The 17,329-nt window shown below is 60.0% G+C and carries 15 protein-coding genes; 5 read left to right on the top strand and 10 right to left on the bottom strand.

The window, feature by feature from the left end; genetic code table 11:
* Positions 1-32 precede the first annotated feature (32 nt).
* The 7 genes from PMI27_RS21700 to pssA form a co-directional block, all read right to left on the bottom strand.
* A complete protein-coding gene (locus PMI27_RS21700) occupies positions 33-806 on the bottom strand; it encodes an enoyl-CoA hydratase (RefSeq protein ID WP_008152691.1) in 774 nt (257 codons plus the stop codon).
* 14 nt (positions 807-820) lie between these two features.
* On the bottom strand, positions 821-1,948 hold the full coding sequence (locus PMI27_RS21695; protein ID WP_008152693.1) for an acyl-CoA dehydrogenase: 1,128 nt from the start codon (positions 1,946-1,948) through the stop codon (positions 821-823).
* Between the two features lie 127 nt (positions 1,949-2,075).
* Complete coding sequence (locus tag PMI27_RS21690) at positions 2,076-3,269, bottom strand: acetyl-CoA C-acyltransferase (protein ID WP_008152696.1); 1,194 nt, start codon at positions 3,267-3,269, stop codon at positions 2,076-2,078.
* Between the two features lie 12 nt (positions 3,270-3,281).
* Entirely contained in the window at positions 3,282-4,043 is a 762-nt protein-coding gene (locus PMI27_RS21685; RefSeq protein ID WP_008152698.1) for an SDR family NAD(P)-dependent oxidoreductase, read from the bottom strand.
* A 16-nt stretch (positions 4,044-4,059) separates the two neighbouring features.
* On the bottom strand, positions 4,060-5,724 hold the full coding sequence (locus PMI27_RS21680) for an AMP-binding protein (protein WP_008152700.1): 1,665 nt from the start codon (positions 5,722-5,724) through the stop codon (positions 4,060-4,062).
* A 260-nt stretch (positions 5,725-5,984) separates the two neighbouring features.
* Complete coding sequence (locus PMI27_RS21675; protein ID WP_008152702.1) at positions 5,985-7,001, bottom strand: AraC family transcriptional regulator; 1,017 nt, start codon at positions 6,999-7,001, stop codon at positions 5,985-5,987.
* 133 nt (positions 7,002-7,134) lie between these two features.
* Entirely contained in the window at positions 7,135-8,478 is a 1,344-nt protein-coding gene (pssA, locus tag PMI27_RS21670) for a CDP-diacylglycerol--serine O-phosphatidyltransferase (protein WP_008152704.1), read from the bottom strand.
* 217 nt (positions 8,479-8,695) lie between these two features.
* Here pssA and PMI27_RS21665 point away from each other — a divergent pair, with 217 nt between their 5' ends.
* A complete protein-coding gene (locus PMI27_RS21665) occupies positions 8,696-9,259 on the top strand; it encodes a TetR/AcrR family transcriptional regulator (RefSeq protein WP_008152706.1) in 564 nt (187 codons plus the stop codon).
* Between the two features lie 56 nt (positions 9,260-9,315).
* Entirely contained in the window at positions 9,316-9,792 is a 477-nt protein-coding gene (locus tag PMI27_RS21660) for a nuclear transport factor 2 family protein (RefSeq protein WP_008152708.1), read from the top strand.
* Positions 9,793-9,913: 121 nt separating this feature from the next.
* Here the strand turns inward: PMI27_RS21660 and sfnG are convergent, their stop codons facing one another.
* Positions 9,914-11,008, bottom strand: a complete 1,095-nt coding sequence (gene sfnG / locus PMI27_RS21655) for a dimethylsulfone monooxygenase SfnG (RefSeq protein WP_008152710.1) — start codon at positions 11,006-11,008, stop codon at positions 9,914-9,916.
* 355 nt (positions 11,009-11,363) lie between these two features.
* Between sfnG and PMI27_RS21650 the strand changes: the two genes are divergently transcribed.
* Both PMI27_RS21650 and PMI27_RS21645 read left to right on the top strand, forming a co-directional pair.
* Entirely contained in the window at positions 11,364-12,602 is a 1,239-nt protein-coding gene (locus PMI27_RS21650) for an acyl-CoA dehydrogenase family protein (RefSeq protein WP_008152712.1), read from the top strand.
* 180 nt (positions 12,603-12,782) lie between these two features.
* Positions 12,783-13,562: a TSUP family transporter gene (locus PMI27_RS21645; protein WP_008152714.1), complete on the top strand. Its 780-nt coding sequence runs from the start codon at positions 12,783-12,785 to the stop codon at positions 13,560-13,562.
* Here PMI27_RS21645 and nudC read toward each other — a convergent pair.
* Both nudC and PMI27_RS21635 read right to left on the bottom strand, forming a co-directional pair.
* Positions 13,530-14,360: an NAD(+) diphosphatase gene (nudC, locus tag PMI27_RS21640; RefSeq protein ID WP_008152717.1), complete on the bottom strand. Its 831-nt coding sequence runs from the start codon at positions 14,358-14,360 to the stop codon at positions 13,530-13,532. The two genes, PMI27_RS21645 and nudC, sit on opposite strands and share 33 nt — an antisense overlap.
* A gap of 6 nt (positions 14,361-14,366) precedes the next feature.
* Positions 14,367-15,179, bottom strand: coding sequence for a crotonase/enoyl-CoA hydratase family protein (locus PMI27_RS21635; RefSeq protein ID WP_024164543.1), 813 nt, complete (start codon positions 15,177-15,179; stop codon positions 14,367-14,369).
* Between the two features lie 562 nt (positions 15,180-15,741).
* Here PMI27_RS21635 and glgA point away from each other — a divergent pair.
* Positions 15,742-17,328, top strand: coding sequence for a glycogen synthase GlgA (gene glgA, locus PMI27_RS21630; protein ID WP_008154339.1), 1,587 nt, complete (start codon positions 15,742-15,744; stop codon positions 17,326-17,328).
* Position 17,329: the final 1 nt, after the last annotated feature.

Here is a 17,329-nt window from a genome sequence, read left to right on the forward strand (position 1 = left end):
TGAGGGGTGGATCTAAAGGCCACCCCGCAATATCACTTACCCTTAAACTCCGCCTCACGCTTACCAATAAACGCCGCCATCCCTTCCTTCTGATCCTGCGTCGCAAACGCCGCATGGAACACCCGACGTTCAAAGCGCACACCTTCCGACAGGCTCACTTCAAACGCGCGGTTGACGCTTTCCTTGATCATCATTGCAATCGGCAACGACTTCTTGGCAATCAGCGCCGCGACTTTCAACGCTTCATCCAGCAACTCATCAGCCGGAACAATCCGCGCGACAATCCCGCAACGCTCCGCTTCTACCGCATCGATCAAGCGACCGCTGAGGCACATTTCCATAGCCTTGGCCTTGCCCACCGCGCGGGTCAGGCGCTGGGTGCCGCCCATGCCCGGCAGTACGCCGAGGTTGATTTCCGGCTGACCGAATTTGGCGTTGTCGCCGGCCAGGATGAAGTCGCACATCAGCGCCAGTTCACAACCACCGCCCAAGGCGAAACCGTTGACGGCGGCAATGATCGGCTTGCGGCGGTTAGCCACGCGATCGCTGTCGCTGAACAGGTCGTCGAGGTAGATCTGCGGGTAGGTCAGCTCAGCCATTTCCTTGATGTCGGCGCCGGCCGCAAAGGCTTTTTTCGAGCCGGTGAGCACGATGCAGCCGATGTTCGAATCGGCTTCCAAGCCATCGAGGGCGTGGTTCAGCTCACTGACGATCTGCGCGTTCAACGCATTCAGCGCTTGCGGACGGTTCAGGGTAATCAGACCAACGCGACCGTGGGTTTCCAACAAAATCGTTTCGTAGTTCACAAGTAGCTTCCTTCTCAAAGATTGCGCGAAATAACCATGCGCTGAATATCGCTGGTGCCTTCGTAGATCTGGCAAACGCGCACGTCGCGGTAGATCCGCTCCAGCGGGAAATCGTTCAAGTAACCGTAACCGCCGAGGGTTTGCAACGCCGCGGAGCAGACTTTCTCAGCCATTTCCGAGGCGAATAGCTTGGCCATGGACGCTTCGACCAAGGCCGGTTTACCGCTGTCACGCAGCGCCGCCGCGTAATGCACCATCTGCCGAGCCACGGCGATTTGGGTTGCCATGTCCGCCAGGCGGAACGCTACCGCTTGATGCTCGATGATCGGTTTGCCGAAGCTTTCACGCTCACGGGCATAGTCGCGGGCGGCTTCGAACGCAGCGCGGGCCATGCCCACCGATTGCGAAGCGATGCCGACACGGCCGCCTTCGAGGTTGGCCAAGGCGATTCGATAACCTTCGCCCTCCTCGCCCAAGCGGTTGGCCACCGGCACCTTCACGTCTTCGAACAGGATCTGGCAGGTGTCGGAGGCGTGCTGGCCGAGTTTGTCTTCGACCCGTGCGACTTTGTAGCCCGGCGAATCTGTGGGCACGATCAGCGCCGTGATGCCACGCTTGCCGGCACTCGGATCAGTCACGGCGAACACGATCACCACCCCGGCGTTCTGCCCGGAGGTGATGAACTGCTTGCAGCCGTTCAACACGTAATGATCGCCTTCCAGACGGGCACGGGTTTTCAAGCCGCTGGCGTCGGAGCCGGCCTGGGGTTCGGTCAGGGCAAAAGCCCCGAGCATCGAGCCGCTGGCCAACGGTTTGAGGAAGCGTTCTTTCTGGTCGTCGTTGCCGTACTTGAGAATCGGCACGCAACCCACAGAGTTGTGCACGCTCATGATGGTCGAGCAGGCGCCGTCGCCGGCCGCGATTTCTTCCAGGGCCATGGCGTAGGCCAGGTAACCCGTGTCGCAACCGCCCCACTCTTCCGGCACCAACATGCCGAAAAAGCCCAGTTCGGCCATCTCGCCGATGGCTTCCTTGGGGAAACGATGCTCGCGGTCCCACTCGGCGGCGAACGGTTTCAGCCGTTCCTGGGCAAACTGCCGGGCCGCTTCGCTGATTTGCAGTTGTTCGTCATTGGGAATCATGCCAAATCCTTAAAATAAATTGCCCCGTAGGAGCTGGCGAAGCCTGCGATCTTTTGATCTTGATCTTAAAAATCAAAAGATCGCAGCCTCGTTTCACTCGACAGCTCCTACAGAAACCATGCGGACCTTAGTAAAGGCATTCAACGGCCATGGCCGTGGCTTCGCCGCCGCCGATGCAGATCGCTGCAACGCCGCGTTTCAGGCCTTTCTGGCGCAGGGCCGAGAGCAAGGTCACGAGGATCCGCGCGCCAGACGCACCGATCGGGTGGCCGAGGGCGCAAGCGCCGCCATGAACGTTGATCTTCTCGTGAGGGATTTCCAGTTTGGTCATGGTCACCAGACTGACCACGGCGAAGGCTTCGTTGACTTCGACCAGATCGACTTGGTCCAGGGACCAGCCGGTTTTCTTCATCAGCTTCTCGATCGCGCCCACCGGTGCCACCGGAAACAGGCCCGGGGTGTCGGCAAACGCCGCGTGGCCGTGAATCACTGCCAGCGGTTTCAGGCCGCGCTTTTCAGCTTCGGAACGGCGCATCAACACCAGTGCCGCAGCACCATCGGAGATCGAGCTGGAGTTCGCCGCCGTCACCGTGCCGCCTTCGCGGAACGCCGGTTTCAAGGAAGCGATCTTGTCCAGTTTGGCTTTCGGTGGCTGTTCGTCGTTGCTGATCAGCACCTGCTCTTTACCGACAGTCACGGTGAGCGGCACGATCTCGTCTTTGAAGCTGCCGTCGTTGATCGCCTGCTGCGCACGGGTGGTCGAGGCAATGGCAAACGCGTCCTGGGCTTCACGGGTGAAACCGTTGGTTTCAGCGCAATCCTCGGCGTAGGTGCCCATCAGGCGACCTTTGTCGTAAGCGTCTTCCAGACCGTCGAGGAACATGTGATCAAGCACACGACCGTGGCCCATGCGGTAACCGCTGCGGGCGCGGTCCAGCAGATACGGGGCGTTGGACATGCTTTCCATGCCGCCGGCGACAACCACGTCGACACTACCGGCCACCAGCATGTCGTGGGCCAGAATGGCCGCTTCCATGCCCGAGCCGCACATCTTGTTCAGGGTGGTGCAGCGGGTCGATTTATCCAGCCCTGCGCCCAATGCAGCCTGGCGCGCCGGGGCTTGGCCGAGACCGGCAGACAGGACGCAACCGAACAGCACTTCTTCAACCGAGTCTGGCGCCACACCGGCGCGCTCGACGGCAGCGCGAATTGCCGCAGCACCGAGTTGCGGTGCAGTCAGGCTTTTCAGTTCGCCCTGGAAACCGCCCATCGGGGTGCGGACGGCGCTGACGATAACAATGGGATCGTTGGAAATAGTCATGACAAATCCTCCTTATTTGGCGGCCATGCGCAAGGCGCCGTCGAGACGGATCACCTCGCCATTGAGCATGCTGTTTTCAATGATATGCCTGACCAGCCCGGCATACTCGCCTGGTTTGCCCAAGCGCGGCGGAAACGGCACGCCAGCCGCCAGGGACGCGCGGACTTCCGGGGTCATGCCGGCCATCATCGGGGTTTCGAAAATGCCCGGGGCGATGGCCATCACGCGGATGCCGAAGCGCGCCAGTTCACGGGCGGCGGGCAAGGTCAGGCTGACGATCGCGCCTTTGGAGGCGGCATACGCGGCCTGGCCGATCTGGCCATCGTACGCTGCAGCCGAGGCGGTGTTGATGATCACGCCGCGCTCGCCGTCAGCATCGGCTTCGGTTTCGGCAATCGCCGCAGCGGCCAGGCGCAGCATGTTGAAACTGCCGATCAGGTTGACGTTGATCACCTGGCTGAAATTGGCCAACAGGTGCGGGCCGTTCTTGCCGAGGATCTTCTCACCACGCACGATACCGGCGCAGTTGACCAGACCATTGAGGCCACCGAAGGCTTTGACCGTCGCCTCCACAGCGGCTTCGGCCGCGGCTTCGTTGCTGATGTCCGCCACCACGCTTTGCGCCCCGAGACGTTCAGCCTGGGCCGCAACAGCTTCGGCATTCATGTCCACCAGCATCACTTTGGCACCGGCCGCGACCAGCATTTCAGCCGTGGCCGCACCGAGGCCCGACGCACCGCCGGTGACGAGAAAAACCTTGTTTTCGATCTGCATCATTGTTTCCTTGGATTCAAGCTGAAACGTTCTTCGCGGCGGCCTCTTGAGCCTTGGCGATTTCCTGGTTGCGCAAGATAAAGCGCTGCAATTTGCCGCTAGGGGTTTTCGGCAATTCGCTGACAAATTCGATTTCACGGGGGTACGAGTGCGCGGCCAGTCGTTTGCGCACGTGTTGGCGCAATTCTTCGGCCAGTTCCGGTGCCGCGCGGTATTGCGCGCTGAGCACGACAAAGGCTTTGACCAGTTCGGTGCGTTCCGGATCGGGTTTGCCGACCACGGCCGCTTCGACCACTGCCGGGTGTTCAATCAACGCGCTTTCCACGTCAAACGGGCCGACCCGGTAGCCGGAGGTGGTGATCACGTCGTCGCTGCGACCGACGAAGCTGATGCTGCCGTCCGGGTTCCACTCGACGGTGTCGCCGCTCAGGTAATAGTTGCCGACGAAGGCCTTGGTCGGTGCGCCTTCGTAACCGGCGAACCAGCACATCGGCGACTGGGTACGATCGATGGCCAGAATGCCCGGCTGACCGACACCGAGTTCTTTGTACTCGTCATCCAGCACTACGATGCGGTGGCCCGGCGAGGCGAAACCGGCGGCGCCCATGTGGATCGGATGCTCCAGGCCATGGTGATTGCACAGCACCATGCCGAGTTCGGTCTGGCCGTAGTGATCGTGGATGGCCACACCGAGGTTGTCGGCGAACCAGCGAATCACTTCCGGGTTCAGCGGCTCGCCGGCACTGCTGACGATGCGCAGCTTGCCCTTGATCGAGCGGGCAAACTCGTCGCCACCCGCGATCAACAGGCGATAGGCCGTCGGCGAACCGGTGAGGTTAGTGATCCCGTATTTGTTGATCACCCGGCAGGTGCTTTCGAGGGTGAACGGGCCATCGTAAAAGGTGATCGGATGCCCCATGGCCATCGGCCCGGTAACACCGAAATAGATGCCGTAGGCCCAACCCGGATCGGCGACGTTCCAGAAGGCATCTTCAGGGCGCAAGTCCACGGCGTCACGGGTGTAGCTCTGGAAGGCGACGATGGCCTTGAGCGGAACGGACAGCGCTTTCGACGGACCGGTGGTGCCCGAGGTGAACATCAGCAGGAACGGGTCTTCGCCGGTCAACAGGACCGGTTCGCACACAGGAGAATAATTGGCCAGTTCGGCCCAGAAGCTGTAATCGCCGCGGACGATGCCTTGGCCTTTGGGACCGGCGACGGTGACGATGGTCGGGCAGTCGGCGACTTCAGAGAGTTTGGAGCGATTGCCCGCGTCGGTCACCACCACTTTGGCGCCAGAGGAGCTGAGGCGGTGCTCGATGGCTTTCGGGCCGAATGCCGTGAACAGCGGCTGGTAGACCGCACCGATGCGCCAGGTGGCGAATACGGTGATCAATAGTTCGATGTTACGTGGCAGGAGACCGGCCACCTTGTCGCCTTTTTTCACCCCTTGGGCCAGCAGGAAATTGGCTAAACGCGCGGCTTTGTCCTGCAAGTCGCTGAAGGTGTAGGTCGCGCTGGCGCCATCGCGACCTTCCCAGAACAGCGCGATGCGCCCCGGCAAGGCATGCCGGTCGCAACACTCGACACAGGCGTTGAGGGCAGACAAATCACCCGCGAGTGCGGCGTCGACGGTGTGCTGATAATTGAACTGTGATGTAGCAGACAAGTAATCGCGCATTGCCAGAATCCCTTTGTATTTTTATTAGGCTTGGGGAACCTTGAGTAACAGGGAAATACTCGCTCTGCGCGGGGCGCGGGACAATGGTCAAAGCTATCAAGTTGCGTGACTGGTTTGGCCAAGATTGGAGAGATACGGCGCCTGGGCGGACGCCATCGCGGGCAAGCCTTGCTCCTACAGGCCCTGATCATTCACACCATTTTGAGGCTGGCCATCGCCCTGTAGGAGCAAGGCTTGCCCGCGATGGCGTCGATCGGTGCCTAGCTGGCTTCGTTGAGGATCAGGCTGCGGTAATGCCCCGGATTTGACCCCGACCACTTGCGAAACGCCTTGTAGAACGAGCTGGTATCGGCAAAGCCCAAACGCGTGGCGATCTCGGCAAAGCTGATGGTCGGTTCTGCCAGCCAGACAATCGCCAACTCCTTGCGCACGCTGTCCTTGAGCCCCTGGTAAGTCTGCCCCTCTTCGGCCAGGCGTCGACGCAGGGTTGAAGCCGACATGCACAGCTGTTGCGCCAAGGGTTCGGTTTCCGGCCAGTGTTCGGCGGGCAGTTGCCGCAAATCGTGCTTGATCCGGCTGGCCAGGCTCTCCGGGTCGCGGTACTTGACCAGAATATTGGCCGGCGCATGGGCCAGGAAACGCTTGAGTTCTTCCGGGCTGCGCTTGATCGGCAAGTCCAGGCATTCGGCGGAGAAAATCATCCGCGTGCGCGGCCGGTCGAAACGCAGGTTCTCGGAGAACATCACCTGATAGTCATCGCAGAAGTCAGGCTGCGGGCAGCGCAACTCGATGGCCAGGATCGGAATCCGCCGCCCCGCCAGCCAGCAGGCGACGCCGTGAACGATCATCCAGTAAGTGAAATACGTGAAGGCGCGGCGCGGGTCCTGGTCGTCTTCGAGCAGGACGATTTCCGCCAGGCTTTGCTGACGAACCAGTTGCGCAGGCAGGTGTTCGAGCATTAACGACAAAAAGCTCAAACCGGAGGTCAGGCCGGCGGCCAGGCTCGGCTGGACCATGGAGCAGCGACAGAGAAATTCCAGGCTACCGGATTTGAGCTTGCGCGGGTCCATGCCAAAAAACTCATCGTCCCCACGTCGTGCCAGTAAACGCCACAGGCGCGCATAAGCGGTGGCCGGGACGCGGGCATCGCTGCTGTCGAGCAGTGCCGGATCGATGCCGACCTTGTTCAACACCTCTTCGGTAGCGACTCCCGGGGCGCAGCTTTGCAACAGCGCTTCACGCACCAGTTGAATGGAGATGGTGTCTTTTTCCGACATTGACCGAGCTAAGCCCTGTTCTTGTTTGAAGTGGTGGGCATATTAGCGCAGCCGTCGCCCTGACGCAGAACCCCTGTGGGAGCGAGCCTGCTCGCGAAGGCGTTTTTAAGGGCAGCACATTTGCCCCGACGTGCTACAGAATCCGGTACAACAACCGCTCGATCCGCACCCGACTCACGCGCTTGAGAAACTTGGCCACCCCCGCCGGGTATTCCAGCAGCGTTTCCAGTTCCTGGTAACGCTCGATGCGGCGGGTGTTCTCGAAAATCTCCGCCAGCTCTTTACGGCGCGGCTCCAACAACTCGCCTTTCGGATCATCAATCAGCAAGGCGTTTTCCAGATCGAGACGGAACGCCCGCGGGTTGAGGTTGTTGCCGGTCAGCAAGGTGTAACGCTGGTCGATCCACATGCCCTTGAGGTGGTAGGTGTTGTCGCCGTCACGCCACAGATGCAGGTTCAACTGGCCGCTGTCGACGCTGCGATGATGACGCTTGGCGAAGCGTCGCAGGCTGATCTCGTAAAGGTACGGCAGCGCCGAAATCACCTTGAACGGCTCGCTCGGCGGGATGTAGAAGTCGCTGGCCGTCTTGTCGCCGACAATGATGTCGATCTTCACGCCCCGCGCCAGTGCCCGATTGACTTCCCGGGTCACGGGCAGCGGCAGGTTGAAGTAGGGTGTGCAGATGGTCAGGTGATGCTGAGCGCTGGCGATCAATTCGCAAATCACTCGGCTCAACGGGTTGTTCTTGCCGACACCGAGCAATGGGCTGACCGACAAACCACTCCTTTCCGTGGTGCCTGTCGTGGTGTCGTACGCCGCGTGCTTGAGGCGGCTGCGCAGGTCGCCGATGTCGTTGCGCAGGCTGCGGGTGGTCGGCAGGTTCGGCAAATCGAGACGATGCACCGCTTTGGAGGCAATCAGACCGTGCTGGACCAGGTGCTGCATCGAATCGGCCAGGGTGCTGTTCTGCAGCAGGTGATAACGGTCGTAGCGGTACTTGTCGAATTTGTGCAGGTAAACGTTGTTCAGGCTCGCGCCGCTGTAGATCACGCAATCGTCGATCACGAAGCCTTTCAAATGCAGCACGCCGAACAGTTCTCGGGTTTGCACGGGAACGCCATACACCGGCACTTCACTGGCATGAGTGCGGGTGGTTTCCTGATACCAGGCCGAGTTGCCCGGCTGCTTGCCGGCGCCGATCAAGCCGCGCTGGGCGCGCAGCCAGTCAACCACCACCACCACGTCCAGTTCCGGACGCGCCAGTTTGGCCGCGTGCAAGGCATCGAGAATTTCCTGGCCGGCTTCATCCTGTTGCAGATAGAGCGCGACGATATAAATGCGCCGGGTGGCGCTGGCGATTTTTTCCAGCAGGCAGCGGCGAAACTCAGCAGCGCCGGAAAGAATGGTGACGGCATCGGCGGTCAGCGGAAAACTGCGCAGTTTGGGCAGCAGAGAGCGTTTGAAAAGCGACGGCATAGGGCTCGCAAAAAGGTCGAATCCGAAGAACCCGAGAGCTTACACCATGGATTGGTTCGGGTCTTGTTACTGACTGTAATGGCCCCATCGCGAGCAGGCTCACTCCCACAGGGGAACGCATTTCAAATGTGGGAGCGAGCCTGCTCGCGATAGCAATTTTGGAGGCGACGAAAATATCCGCTTGACCAAGGAGAACGATCGTTCTACTGTTCGCCACATGAACGAAATAACCAGCAACGACACACGCGACATCATTCTGGATGTCACCGAAAAGTTGATCTACAAAAGTGGCATCGCTGCCACCGGGATGGATCTTCTGGTGAAAACCGCCGGCGTCTCCAGAAAGAGTATTTACCGCTACTTCGCCAACAAGGAGGAGCTCACCGTCGCGGCCCTGCAACGCCGCGATGTGCGCTGGATGCACTGGTACAGAAGCGAAGTCGACCAGGCCGAAACGCCGGCCGACCGCCTGCTTAACCTGTTTACCGTACTCAAGGCCTGGTTCGCCTCCGAAGGCTTCCGTGGCTGTGCATTCATTAACACCAGCGGCGAAACCGGCGACCCGCAAGACCCGGTTCGCCTGGTTGCCAAAGACCACAAACAGAAGCTGCTCGACTACGTGCGCGAGCTCTGCACCGAACATGGCGCCACAGACCCGGAGACGCTGGCCAAACAGCTGCTGATCCTGATCGACGGTGCCATTACCGTGGCGCTTGTCATGGGTGATCACAGTGCCGCCGATAATGCGCAATGCATGGCGCGAAAGTTATTGGACCTGTAACACTTTAACCAAGCCCGACAACTTGCTAGAACTTTACTTTGATAGGGAGACTATTAATGTCTAATGCCGAAGTTCGTCCGCCATTGCCGCCATTCACCCGTGAATCGGCCATCGAAAAAGTACGTCTGGCCGAAGACGGCTGGAACTCCCGCGATCCGGAGCGCGTGTCGCTGGCCTACACCCTGGACACCAAATGGCGTAACCGTGCCGAGTTCGCCTACAACCGCGAAGAAGCCAAAGGTTTCCTGACGCGCAAATGGGCCAAGGAACTGGATTACCGCCTGATTAAAGAACTTTGGGCCTTTACCGGCAACCGCATCGCCGTGCGTTATGCCTATGAATGGCACGACGACTCGGGCAACTGGTTCCGCTCGTATGGCAACGAAAACTGGGAGTTCGACGAGAACGGTTTGATGGCCAATCGGTTTGCCTGCATCAACGACATGCCGATCAAGGAAAGCGACCGCAAGTTCCACTGGCCGCTGGGGCGTCGGCCGGATGATCACCCAGGCTTGTCCGACCTGGGCCTGTAAACACTGATCCCCTGTAGGAGCTGTCGAGTGAAACGAGGCTGCGATCTTTTGACTTTGATTTTTAAGATCAAAAGATCGCAGCCTCGTTTCACTCGACAGCTCCTACAGGGGTTTGTGGTGTTCAGGCGACCGCGGTTTGCGGTTTCACCAGCGCTTTAGCTTCCAGCTCACGCACCAACGGCAACACCCGCTTGCCGAAATACTCCACTTCTTCCTGGAAGTGTAGAAACCCCGCCAACACCAGATCCACGCCCACCGCTTTCAGCGCAACGATCCGCTCGGCAATCTGCTGCGGCGTACCGATCAGGTTGGTCTTGAAACCGTCGTTGTACTGCACCAGGTCCTCGAACGTCGACTTGGCCCAGTTGCCCTCGCCCTCAGGTGACGCTCTGCCCGCCTGTTTCGCCGCATCACCAAACGCATTCACCGCCTCGGGGTCCGCCTGATCGATGATTTGCGCCAGCACGGCTCGCGCTTCTTCTTCGGTGTCGCGGGCAATGACAAACGCGTTCACGCCGACTTTCACCGAATGATTGTTCGCCGCCGCCTTGGCGCGGATGTCATCGACCTGGGCCTTGATGCCTTCCGGGGTGTTGCCGTTGGTGAAGTACCAGTCCGACACCCTTGCTGCCATGTCCCGAGCTGCGCGGGAACTGCCACCCTGGAAGATTTCCGGCTGACCCAGCGGTTTCGGTTTGAGGCTGTAGTTGTCGAAGCGATAGAAGTCGCCGCGAAAGGTAAAGTTGTCCTGGCTCCAGATGCCCTTCAGCGAGCGGATGAATTCTTCGGAGCGGCGATAACGCTCGTCGTGTTCCAGCCAGTGTTCGCCAATCGCCTGGAATTCACCCTTGAACCAGCCACTGACAATGTTCACCGCCACCCGGCCATTAGTCAGCTGGTCGATGGTTGCCAATTGCTTGGCCGCCAGCGCCGGTTGCCAAGGGCCGGGCAGGATCGCGGCGATCACTTTCAGTTTGGTGGTGGCGGCCAGTAGCGCGTGGCTGAAGGCGACCGATTCGTGCTGGTACTCGGCGCCGTAACCGGCGGTGAAGCGGATCTGCGTCAGGGCGTATTCGAACCCCGCCTCTTCGGCCAGTTGCGCCAGTTTGCGGTTGTAGTCGATGCCCCAGTGGGTGCGTTGCTCGATCTTGCTGACCACCAGCCCGCCGCTGACGTTCGGTACCCAGTAGGCAAATTTTACGGCTTGCTGACTCATTGGCATGTCCTCGGATTTCAGGGAAGTCTTGGGTGAGAGCAGCAACCGTGCCAGCGCTGAAGCGTGGCTTGCGGTTCGCCTGTCTTAAGCCTGGTGAGAACCCTGTGGGAGCGAGCCTGCTCGCGAAGGGGCCATGAAGTTCAACATCTATGTTGACTGACCCACCGCTTTCGCGAGCAGGCTCGCTCCCACAGTGATTTGCGGTGCGTCGGGTCAATTTGCTGCTTTGTTGTTGCTACAGCAACAGTTCAGGCCTCATCGAAAATCACACTCCCCAGCAAATCCTGGCTACCTCTACCCGGCATGGACCGTGCAATCCCCAGTCGCATCCACTGCCGACCCAAGGAGCTGTCCCATGACCGAACACCAGGTAATCAATCCACTGTCCATTGGCACCGACTATGAAGCGCTGGCCGCAAGGTTCCGGCCGATTTTCCAACGCATCGCCGCCGGTGCCGTTGAACGAGAACAAACCCGCAGCCTGCCTTACGAACCGATTCAATGGCTCAAGGAAGCCGGATTCGGCGCCGTACGGGTGCCGGTTGAATACGGCGGTGGCGGTGCCTCCCTGCCACAACTGTTCGAGCTGCTGATCGAATTGGCCGAAGCCGATTCGAACGTGCCTCAGGCCTTGCGCGGGCATTTCGCATTCGCCGAGGATCGCTTGAACTCGCCACCTGGGCCGGCCCGGGATCTGTGGTTCAAACGCTTCGTCGACGGTGATATCGCCGGCAATGCATGGACCGAAATCGGCAGCGTGGCGATTGGCGACGTCATCACCAAAGTTTCGCCTCACGGTGACCAATGGAGGCTCAACGGCGAGAAGTTCTACAGCACCGGCAGCCTGTTTTCCGACTGGATCGACGTGTACGCGCAACGCAGCGACACCGGCGGCGATGTGATTGCTGCGGTCCGGACCCGCCAGCCGGGCATCGTGCAGAGCGACGACTGGGACGGCTTCGGCCAGCGCACCACAGGCAGTGGTACCTCACGGTTTATCGATGCCGACGTGGAGGCCGAGAACATCATCGACTTCGCCACCCGCTTCAAATACCAGACCGCGTTTTATCAGTTGGTGCTGCTGGCGACCCTGGCCGGGATCGGTCGTGCGGCGTTGCGCGATGTGGCTCACCAGGTGCGCGAACGAAAGCGCATCTACAGCCATGGCAATGCGCAGCATGTCAGCCAGGATTCGCAGGTGCAGCAAGTGGTCGGTGAGATTGCGGCACTGGTGTATGCGGCCGAGGCCAGCGCCTTGAGGGCTGCACAACCGGCGCAGCGGGCTTATCTGGCGCGCTTCTCGGGTGATGAAGCCTTGGAACAAGAAGCGAATGTCGCGGCGGAAATCGAATCGGCCAAGGCTCAGGTGGTGGTGTCGGAGTTGATCCAGCGAGCGACCACACAACTGTTCAATGCACTGGGGGCTTCGGATACCCGGGTGGGTAAATCGCTGGACCGGCACTGGCGCAATGCGCGGACGGTGTCGTCGCACAATCCGGTGATCTACAAGGCACGGATTGTCGGGGATTGGGCGATCAACGGGACCGAGCCGCCGTTTGTGTGGCAGATCGGCAATGGGCCGCAGCCAAAGTGATGTAGCGCCTGGGAGGACGCCTTCGCGGGCAAGCCTCGCTCCTACAGGAATCGCGTATCTCTGTAGGAGCGAGGCTTGCCCGCGAAAGGGCCAGAGCGGTCGCCGCAGAAGTTGGATATAGGTAAGATATCGGCCCTTCCCCGCAGCCCCGTCCTGCACCCCGCCGAATAAGCCGATTCCATGCCTTTCGAACTCAGTGTTGACCTCACCACCCTGGCCATTCTGGCCCTCGTTGCTTTCATTGCCGGTTTCATCGACGCCATTGCCGGCGGTGGTGGTCTGTTGACCACTCCGGCGCTGCTGACTGCTGGCCTGCCACCGCATCTGGTGCTGGGCACCAACAAACTCAGTTCGACGTTCGGCTCGGCCACCGCCAGTTTCACCTTCTACCGACGCAAGCTGTTCCATCCAAGGCAGTGGATGCACGCCATTGTCGGCACGCTGGTGGGCGCGCTGACCGGTGCCGTGGTCGCTCACTACTTGCCGGCGGAATGGCTGAACAAGATGCTCCCGGTGATCGTTTTCGCCTGCGGCGTCTATCTGTTGTTTGGTGGCACGCCGAAAGCGCCGCTGGACAGCGACGCACCGATCAAGAAAAAGTGGCAATCGACCCAAGGCTTCGGCCTTGGTTTTTACGACGGCGTGGCCGGTCCCGGCACGGGCGCGTTCTGGACCGTCAGCACGATGCTGATGTACCCCATCGACCTGGTGAAGGCCAGCGGCGTGGCGCGCAGCATGAACTTCGTCAGCAACATTGCGGCACTGTCGGTGTTCGTGTTTTCGGGGCAAGTGGACTGGATCATCGGCCTGAGCATGGGCCTGTCGGTGATGGTCGGGGCGTTCTTCGGGGCTCGCACCGCCATCAGTGGCGGTGCGAAGTTCATCCGCCCGGTGTTCATCACCGTGGTACTCGGCTTGACCGTGCGGTTAGCCTGGCAACACTGGTTCAGCGTGGCCTAAGCGCCGCGCCACATAGACGTCGATCAGGTAACGGGCAATCGAGCGTGACGCCGGCAACGGCGGCAGCTCATGAACGTTGAACCACTGGGCGTCCTCGATCTCGTCTTCCTGACACACGATCTCGCCGCCAGCGTATTCGGCATGGAAACCCAGCATCATCGAATGCGGGAACGGCCAGCACTGGCTGCCCATGTACTGGATGTTCTTGACCTCGATCTGCACTTCTTCGCGGACTTCACGAATCAGGCAGTCTTCGGCCGATTCACCCGGTTCGGCAAACCCTGCCAGTGTGCTGTAGACCCCGGTGACAAAGCGCGGCGAACGCGCCAGCAGGACTTCATCGCCCCGGGTCACCAGTACGATCATGCTCGGTGAAATGCGCGGGTAGCTGCGTAAATCACACGGCTCGCAATACATCGCCCGTTCCCGGGTCACTTGGGTCATCGCCTGTCCGCAGTTACCGCAAAAGCGGTGTTCGCGGGCCCAAGTGCCGATTTGCGCGGCATAACCGAGCATCTTGTAAACCGTATGGTCGCCTTCGAGCATGAACGCCCGCAGGCCTTTCCAGTTGCAGCCCGGCACCTCGCTGTGACTGCGCAGCTCCAGTAAATAGACCGGTTCGCCGTCCAGGTGACCGATGCCATGTTCGGCGAGGATCGACAGGTCCTGGCGTTTGAGCCATTCGCGAGGGAACAGCGCGCCATTGTCATCGAACAGAAAGCCTTCGGGGCTACGCGCCACGGCCCAGCCGCCGGGTTGGTCGGTGTCCAGTACTGCAGTGGTCCAGCGTGAAGTCATTTTTAATCAGTCCAGAAATTCGGGTTTCTGTTTGCTCATATGGGCGGCCATGGCCACGCGCAGATCGGTGGATTGCAACATGGCGGCGTTCCAGGTAGCGACGTATTCGAGGCCGTCATCGATGCGATGGTCGCGCATGTAGCTGATCATCTCTTTGGTGCCGGTGATCGCAATCGGCGACTTGCTGGCGATCTCGCGGGCTATGCCCATGACTCCGTCGAGCAGGCTGGCGGTGTCGCTGTAAACGCGATTGACCAGGCCCATGCCACGCGCTTCCTCGGCACCGAACGAGCGACCAGTGTAAGCCAGTTCACGCAGCATGCCGTCACCAATGATCCGCGGCAAGCGTTGCAAAGTGCCAACGTCGGCGGCCATGCCGATGTCGATTTCCTTGATCGAGAATTGTGCGTCTTCGGCGGCGTAACGCATGTCGCAAGCCGCAATCAAATCAATGGCACCGCCCAGGCAATAACCCTGAACCGCCGCCAGTACCGGCTTGCGGCAATTGTCGACGGCATTGAAAGACGCTTGCAGGGCGAGGATCTTGCGGCGCAGCAGGCGCGCGTTGCGCCCCACGTCCTTGCCCAGTTCATTGGCCACGCCGGCCAGCATCATCAGGTCGATGCCGGAAGAAAAATGCTTGCCCGCACCACTGAGGACCACCACCCGGACTTCGTCGGTGTCGTCGATCCACTGGAAAATCTCGATGATCTCGCTCCAGAACGCGGCATTCATCGAATTGATCTTTTCCGGCCGGTTGATCTGCACATGGGCGATTTTATCGGCCAGTTCGACGGTGAACGCAGTGTACTGAGACATGGCAGTGATCCTTTTACCGGGCAGAAAATGAGGCCCGGACTATAACAAGGCAACATGGCCGGCTGTAAGGCAGCGGTTCGGCCAAAGACGGGACTGGTCGCCGCGCACCACAACGGTGCGCAAGCATTGCCGCGCTTCGCACATTCATGTGACATCGCGACTTTTTTTTGAGGCAAAAAGTTAAAAAAACATGCCCTTCGTCGGTGCGTTTCCCCCTCCAAGCGGTACGTCCGTACCTCTTTAAACCGATTGTCGAACAATTTTGCCATATGGCCTTCCCCGCTCTAAGTTCTGGCCTAGACTCAGTTCCGCGGGGCAAAACCGACCGGTCACAAAGCGGAAAGAAAGTCGAAACTTTTGCCGGTCGTGACGGGTCAGCTAAAAAGGAGGTGCGTTGCGACTGGTGCAATCCTTGCAACGATCTCAACAGCCATTCTGCTTCATCGCATTGGCAGCGCTTGCTCACCGATGCGTAGCGCGTTTGCGCCCGGCCACAGGAATTGGCCACGAAATACCGTTTGTGCCAGACCTAAGAATTAGATCAACAACACGGGAGATTCATATGATCAGTGCGGCTTTAGATATTCAGGGAGAACGTGCTCATCAGCAGGTCGGCGAAACGAGCGCCGTGAGCGCCCATAGTCACCAATCGATCAGCGTCCCCGGCACCAAGACGCTGGCACCGGTGGCCAGTCAGAATCCCAACAAGAAGAAAGTGTTGTTCGTCACCTCGGAGATCGCCGATCTGGTGAAAACCGGTGGTCTGGGCGACGTTTCCGCAGCGCTGCCGCGAGCCATGGCGCATTTGCACGATGTGCGAGTGTTGATCCCCGGTTACCCGCAAGTGCTGCACAGCGAAAACCCGATTCATATCATTGGTGAGCTCGGTGGTCACGCCGCGTTGCCTCCCTGCAAGATCGGGCGCATGGACATGCCCGACGGCCTGGTCATTTACGTATTGATCTGCCCCGAACTCTACGAGCGCGAGGGTTCGCCTTATGGCGCCAACAACGGCCGCGACTGGCCGGACAACCACATTCGTTTCGCCCGTCTGGGCCTGGCAGCCGCCGATATCGCCGCCAATCTTGCACAAATCCACTGGTGCCCGGACCTGGTGCACGCCCATGACTGGCCTGCCGGTCTGGCACCCGCTTACATGCACTGGCGTGGACAGCGCACCCCGACGCTGTTCACCATTCATAACCTCGCCTACCAGGGCGTGACCAGTCTTGGGTCGTGCCCGGAACTGGGTATTCCCATGCATGCCTTGCAACAGGAAGGCATGGAGTTCTACGGCAAGATGTCGTTCCTCAAGGCCGGCATGGCCTATTCGAGCCACATCACCACCGTCAGCGCCACCTATGCCCAGGAAATTACCACCCCGGCCTTCGGCTGCGGTCTCGACGGTTTTCTTGCCGCCAAGACCCAGCAAGGTCTGCTCAGTGGCATTCCCAATGGCATCGATGAAAGCTGGGACGCGGCGACCGACCCGCACCTGTTCTGCCCCTTCAAAATTGGCGATTGGGAAGGCAAAGCGGTCAACGCCGCCCACGTGCGTGAGCTGTTCGGCCTGGAAGACTCCGAAGGTCCGCTGTTCGCCGTGGTTTCGCGATTGGTCTATCAGAAAGGCCTGGACCTGACCGAAGCCGTCTCCGAGTACATCGTCAAATCTGGCGGGCAGATCGCGATCATCGGTCGTGGCGAGCCGGAAGAAGAACAAGCCATGCGTGAACTGGCCCTGCGTTTTCCAGGCCAGATCGGCGTGCGCATCGGTTTCAACGAAACCGATGCCCGTCGCATGTTCGCCGGCAGTGATTTCCTGCTGATGCCTTCGCGTTATGAGCCTTGCGGACTGAGCCAGATGTACGCCCAGCGCTTCGGTTCGTTGCCGGTGGCGCGCAACACCGGGGGTTTGGCCGACACCATTGAAAACGGCGTGACCGGTTTCCTGTTCGACGAATCCACGGCCGAGAGTTACGAGGAAGCCCTGAGCCGGGCCTTCAAGGTTTTTGCCTTCCCCGACCTGCTCAATGCCATGCGCTGCCGGGCCATGGCCGCGCCTTTCAACTGGTGCAAGGCGGTCGAACCTTACGCCGAACTCTACGAAAAACTGGTGACCAAGGCGCTGGGCAAATCGGGCAAACATTAAG

Source organism: Pseudomonas sp. GM41(2012) (genome assembly GCF_000282315.2).
Lineage (GTDB): Bacteria > Pseudomonadota > Gammaproteobacteria > Pseudomonadales > Pseudomonadaceae > Aquipseudomonas.

Coding starts and splice junctions, on each gene's coding strand:
- PMI27_RS21675 (WP_008152702.1), bottom strand. CDS start 7,001: ATGTCGGAAAAAGACACCATCTCCATTCAACTGGTGCGTGAAGCGCTG.
- PMI27_RS21645 (WP_008152714.1), top strand. CDS start 12,783: ATGCCTTTCGAACTCAGTGTTGACCTCACCACCCTGGCCATTCTGGCC.
- PMI27_RS21685 (WP_008152698.1), bottom strand. CDS start 4,043: ATGCAGATCGAAAACAAGGTTTTTCTCGTCACCGGCGGTGCGTCGGGC.
- PMI27_RS21665 (WP_008152706.1), top strand. CDS start 8,696: ATGAACGAAATAACCAGCAACGACACACGCGACATCATTCTGGATGTC.
- sfnG (WP_008152710.1), bottom strand. CDS start 11,008: ATGAGTCAGCAAGCCGTAAAATTTGCCTACTGGGTACCGAACGTCAGC.
- pssA (WP_008152704.1), bottom strand. CDS start 8,478: ATGCCGTCGCTTTTCAAACGCTCTCTGCTGCCCAAACTGCGCAGTTTT.
- PMI27_RS21680 (WP_008152700.1), bottom strand. CDS start 5,724: ATGCGCGATTACTTGTCTGCTACATCACAGTTCAATTATCAGCACACC.
- nudC (WP_008152717.1), bottom strand. CDS start 14,360: ATGACTTCACGCTGGACCACTGCAGTACTGGACACCGACCAACCCGGC.
- PMI27_RS21695 (WP_008152693.1), bottom strand. CDS start 1,948: ATGATTCCCAATGACGAACAACTGCAAATCAGCGAAGCGGCCCGGCAG.
- glgA (WP_008154339.1), top strand. CDS start 15,742: ATGATCAGTGCGGCTTTAGATATTCAGGGAGAACGTGCTCATCAGCAG.
- PMI27_RS21660 (WP_008152708.1), top strand. CDS start 9,316: ATGTCTAATGCCGAAGTTCGTCCGCCATTGCCGCCATTCACCCGTGAA.
- PMI27_RS21690 (WP_008152696.1), bottom strand. CDS start 3,269: ATGACTATTTCCAACGATCCCATTGTTATCGTCAGCGCCGTCCGCACC.
- PMI27_RS21635 (WP_024164543.1), bottom strand. CDS start 15,179: ATGTCTCAGTACACTGCGTTCACCGTCGAACTGGCCGATAAAATCGCC.
- PMI27_RS21650 (WP_008152712.1), top strand. CDS start 11,364: ATGACCGAACACCAGGTAATCAATCCACTGTCCATTGGCACCGACTAT.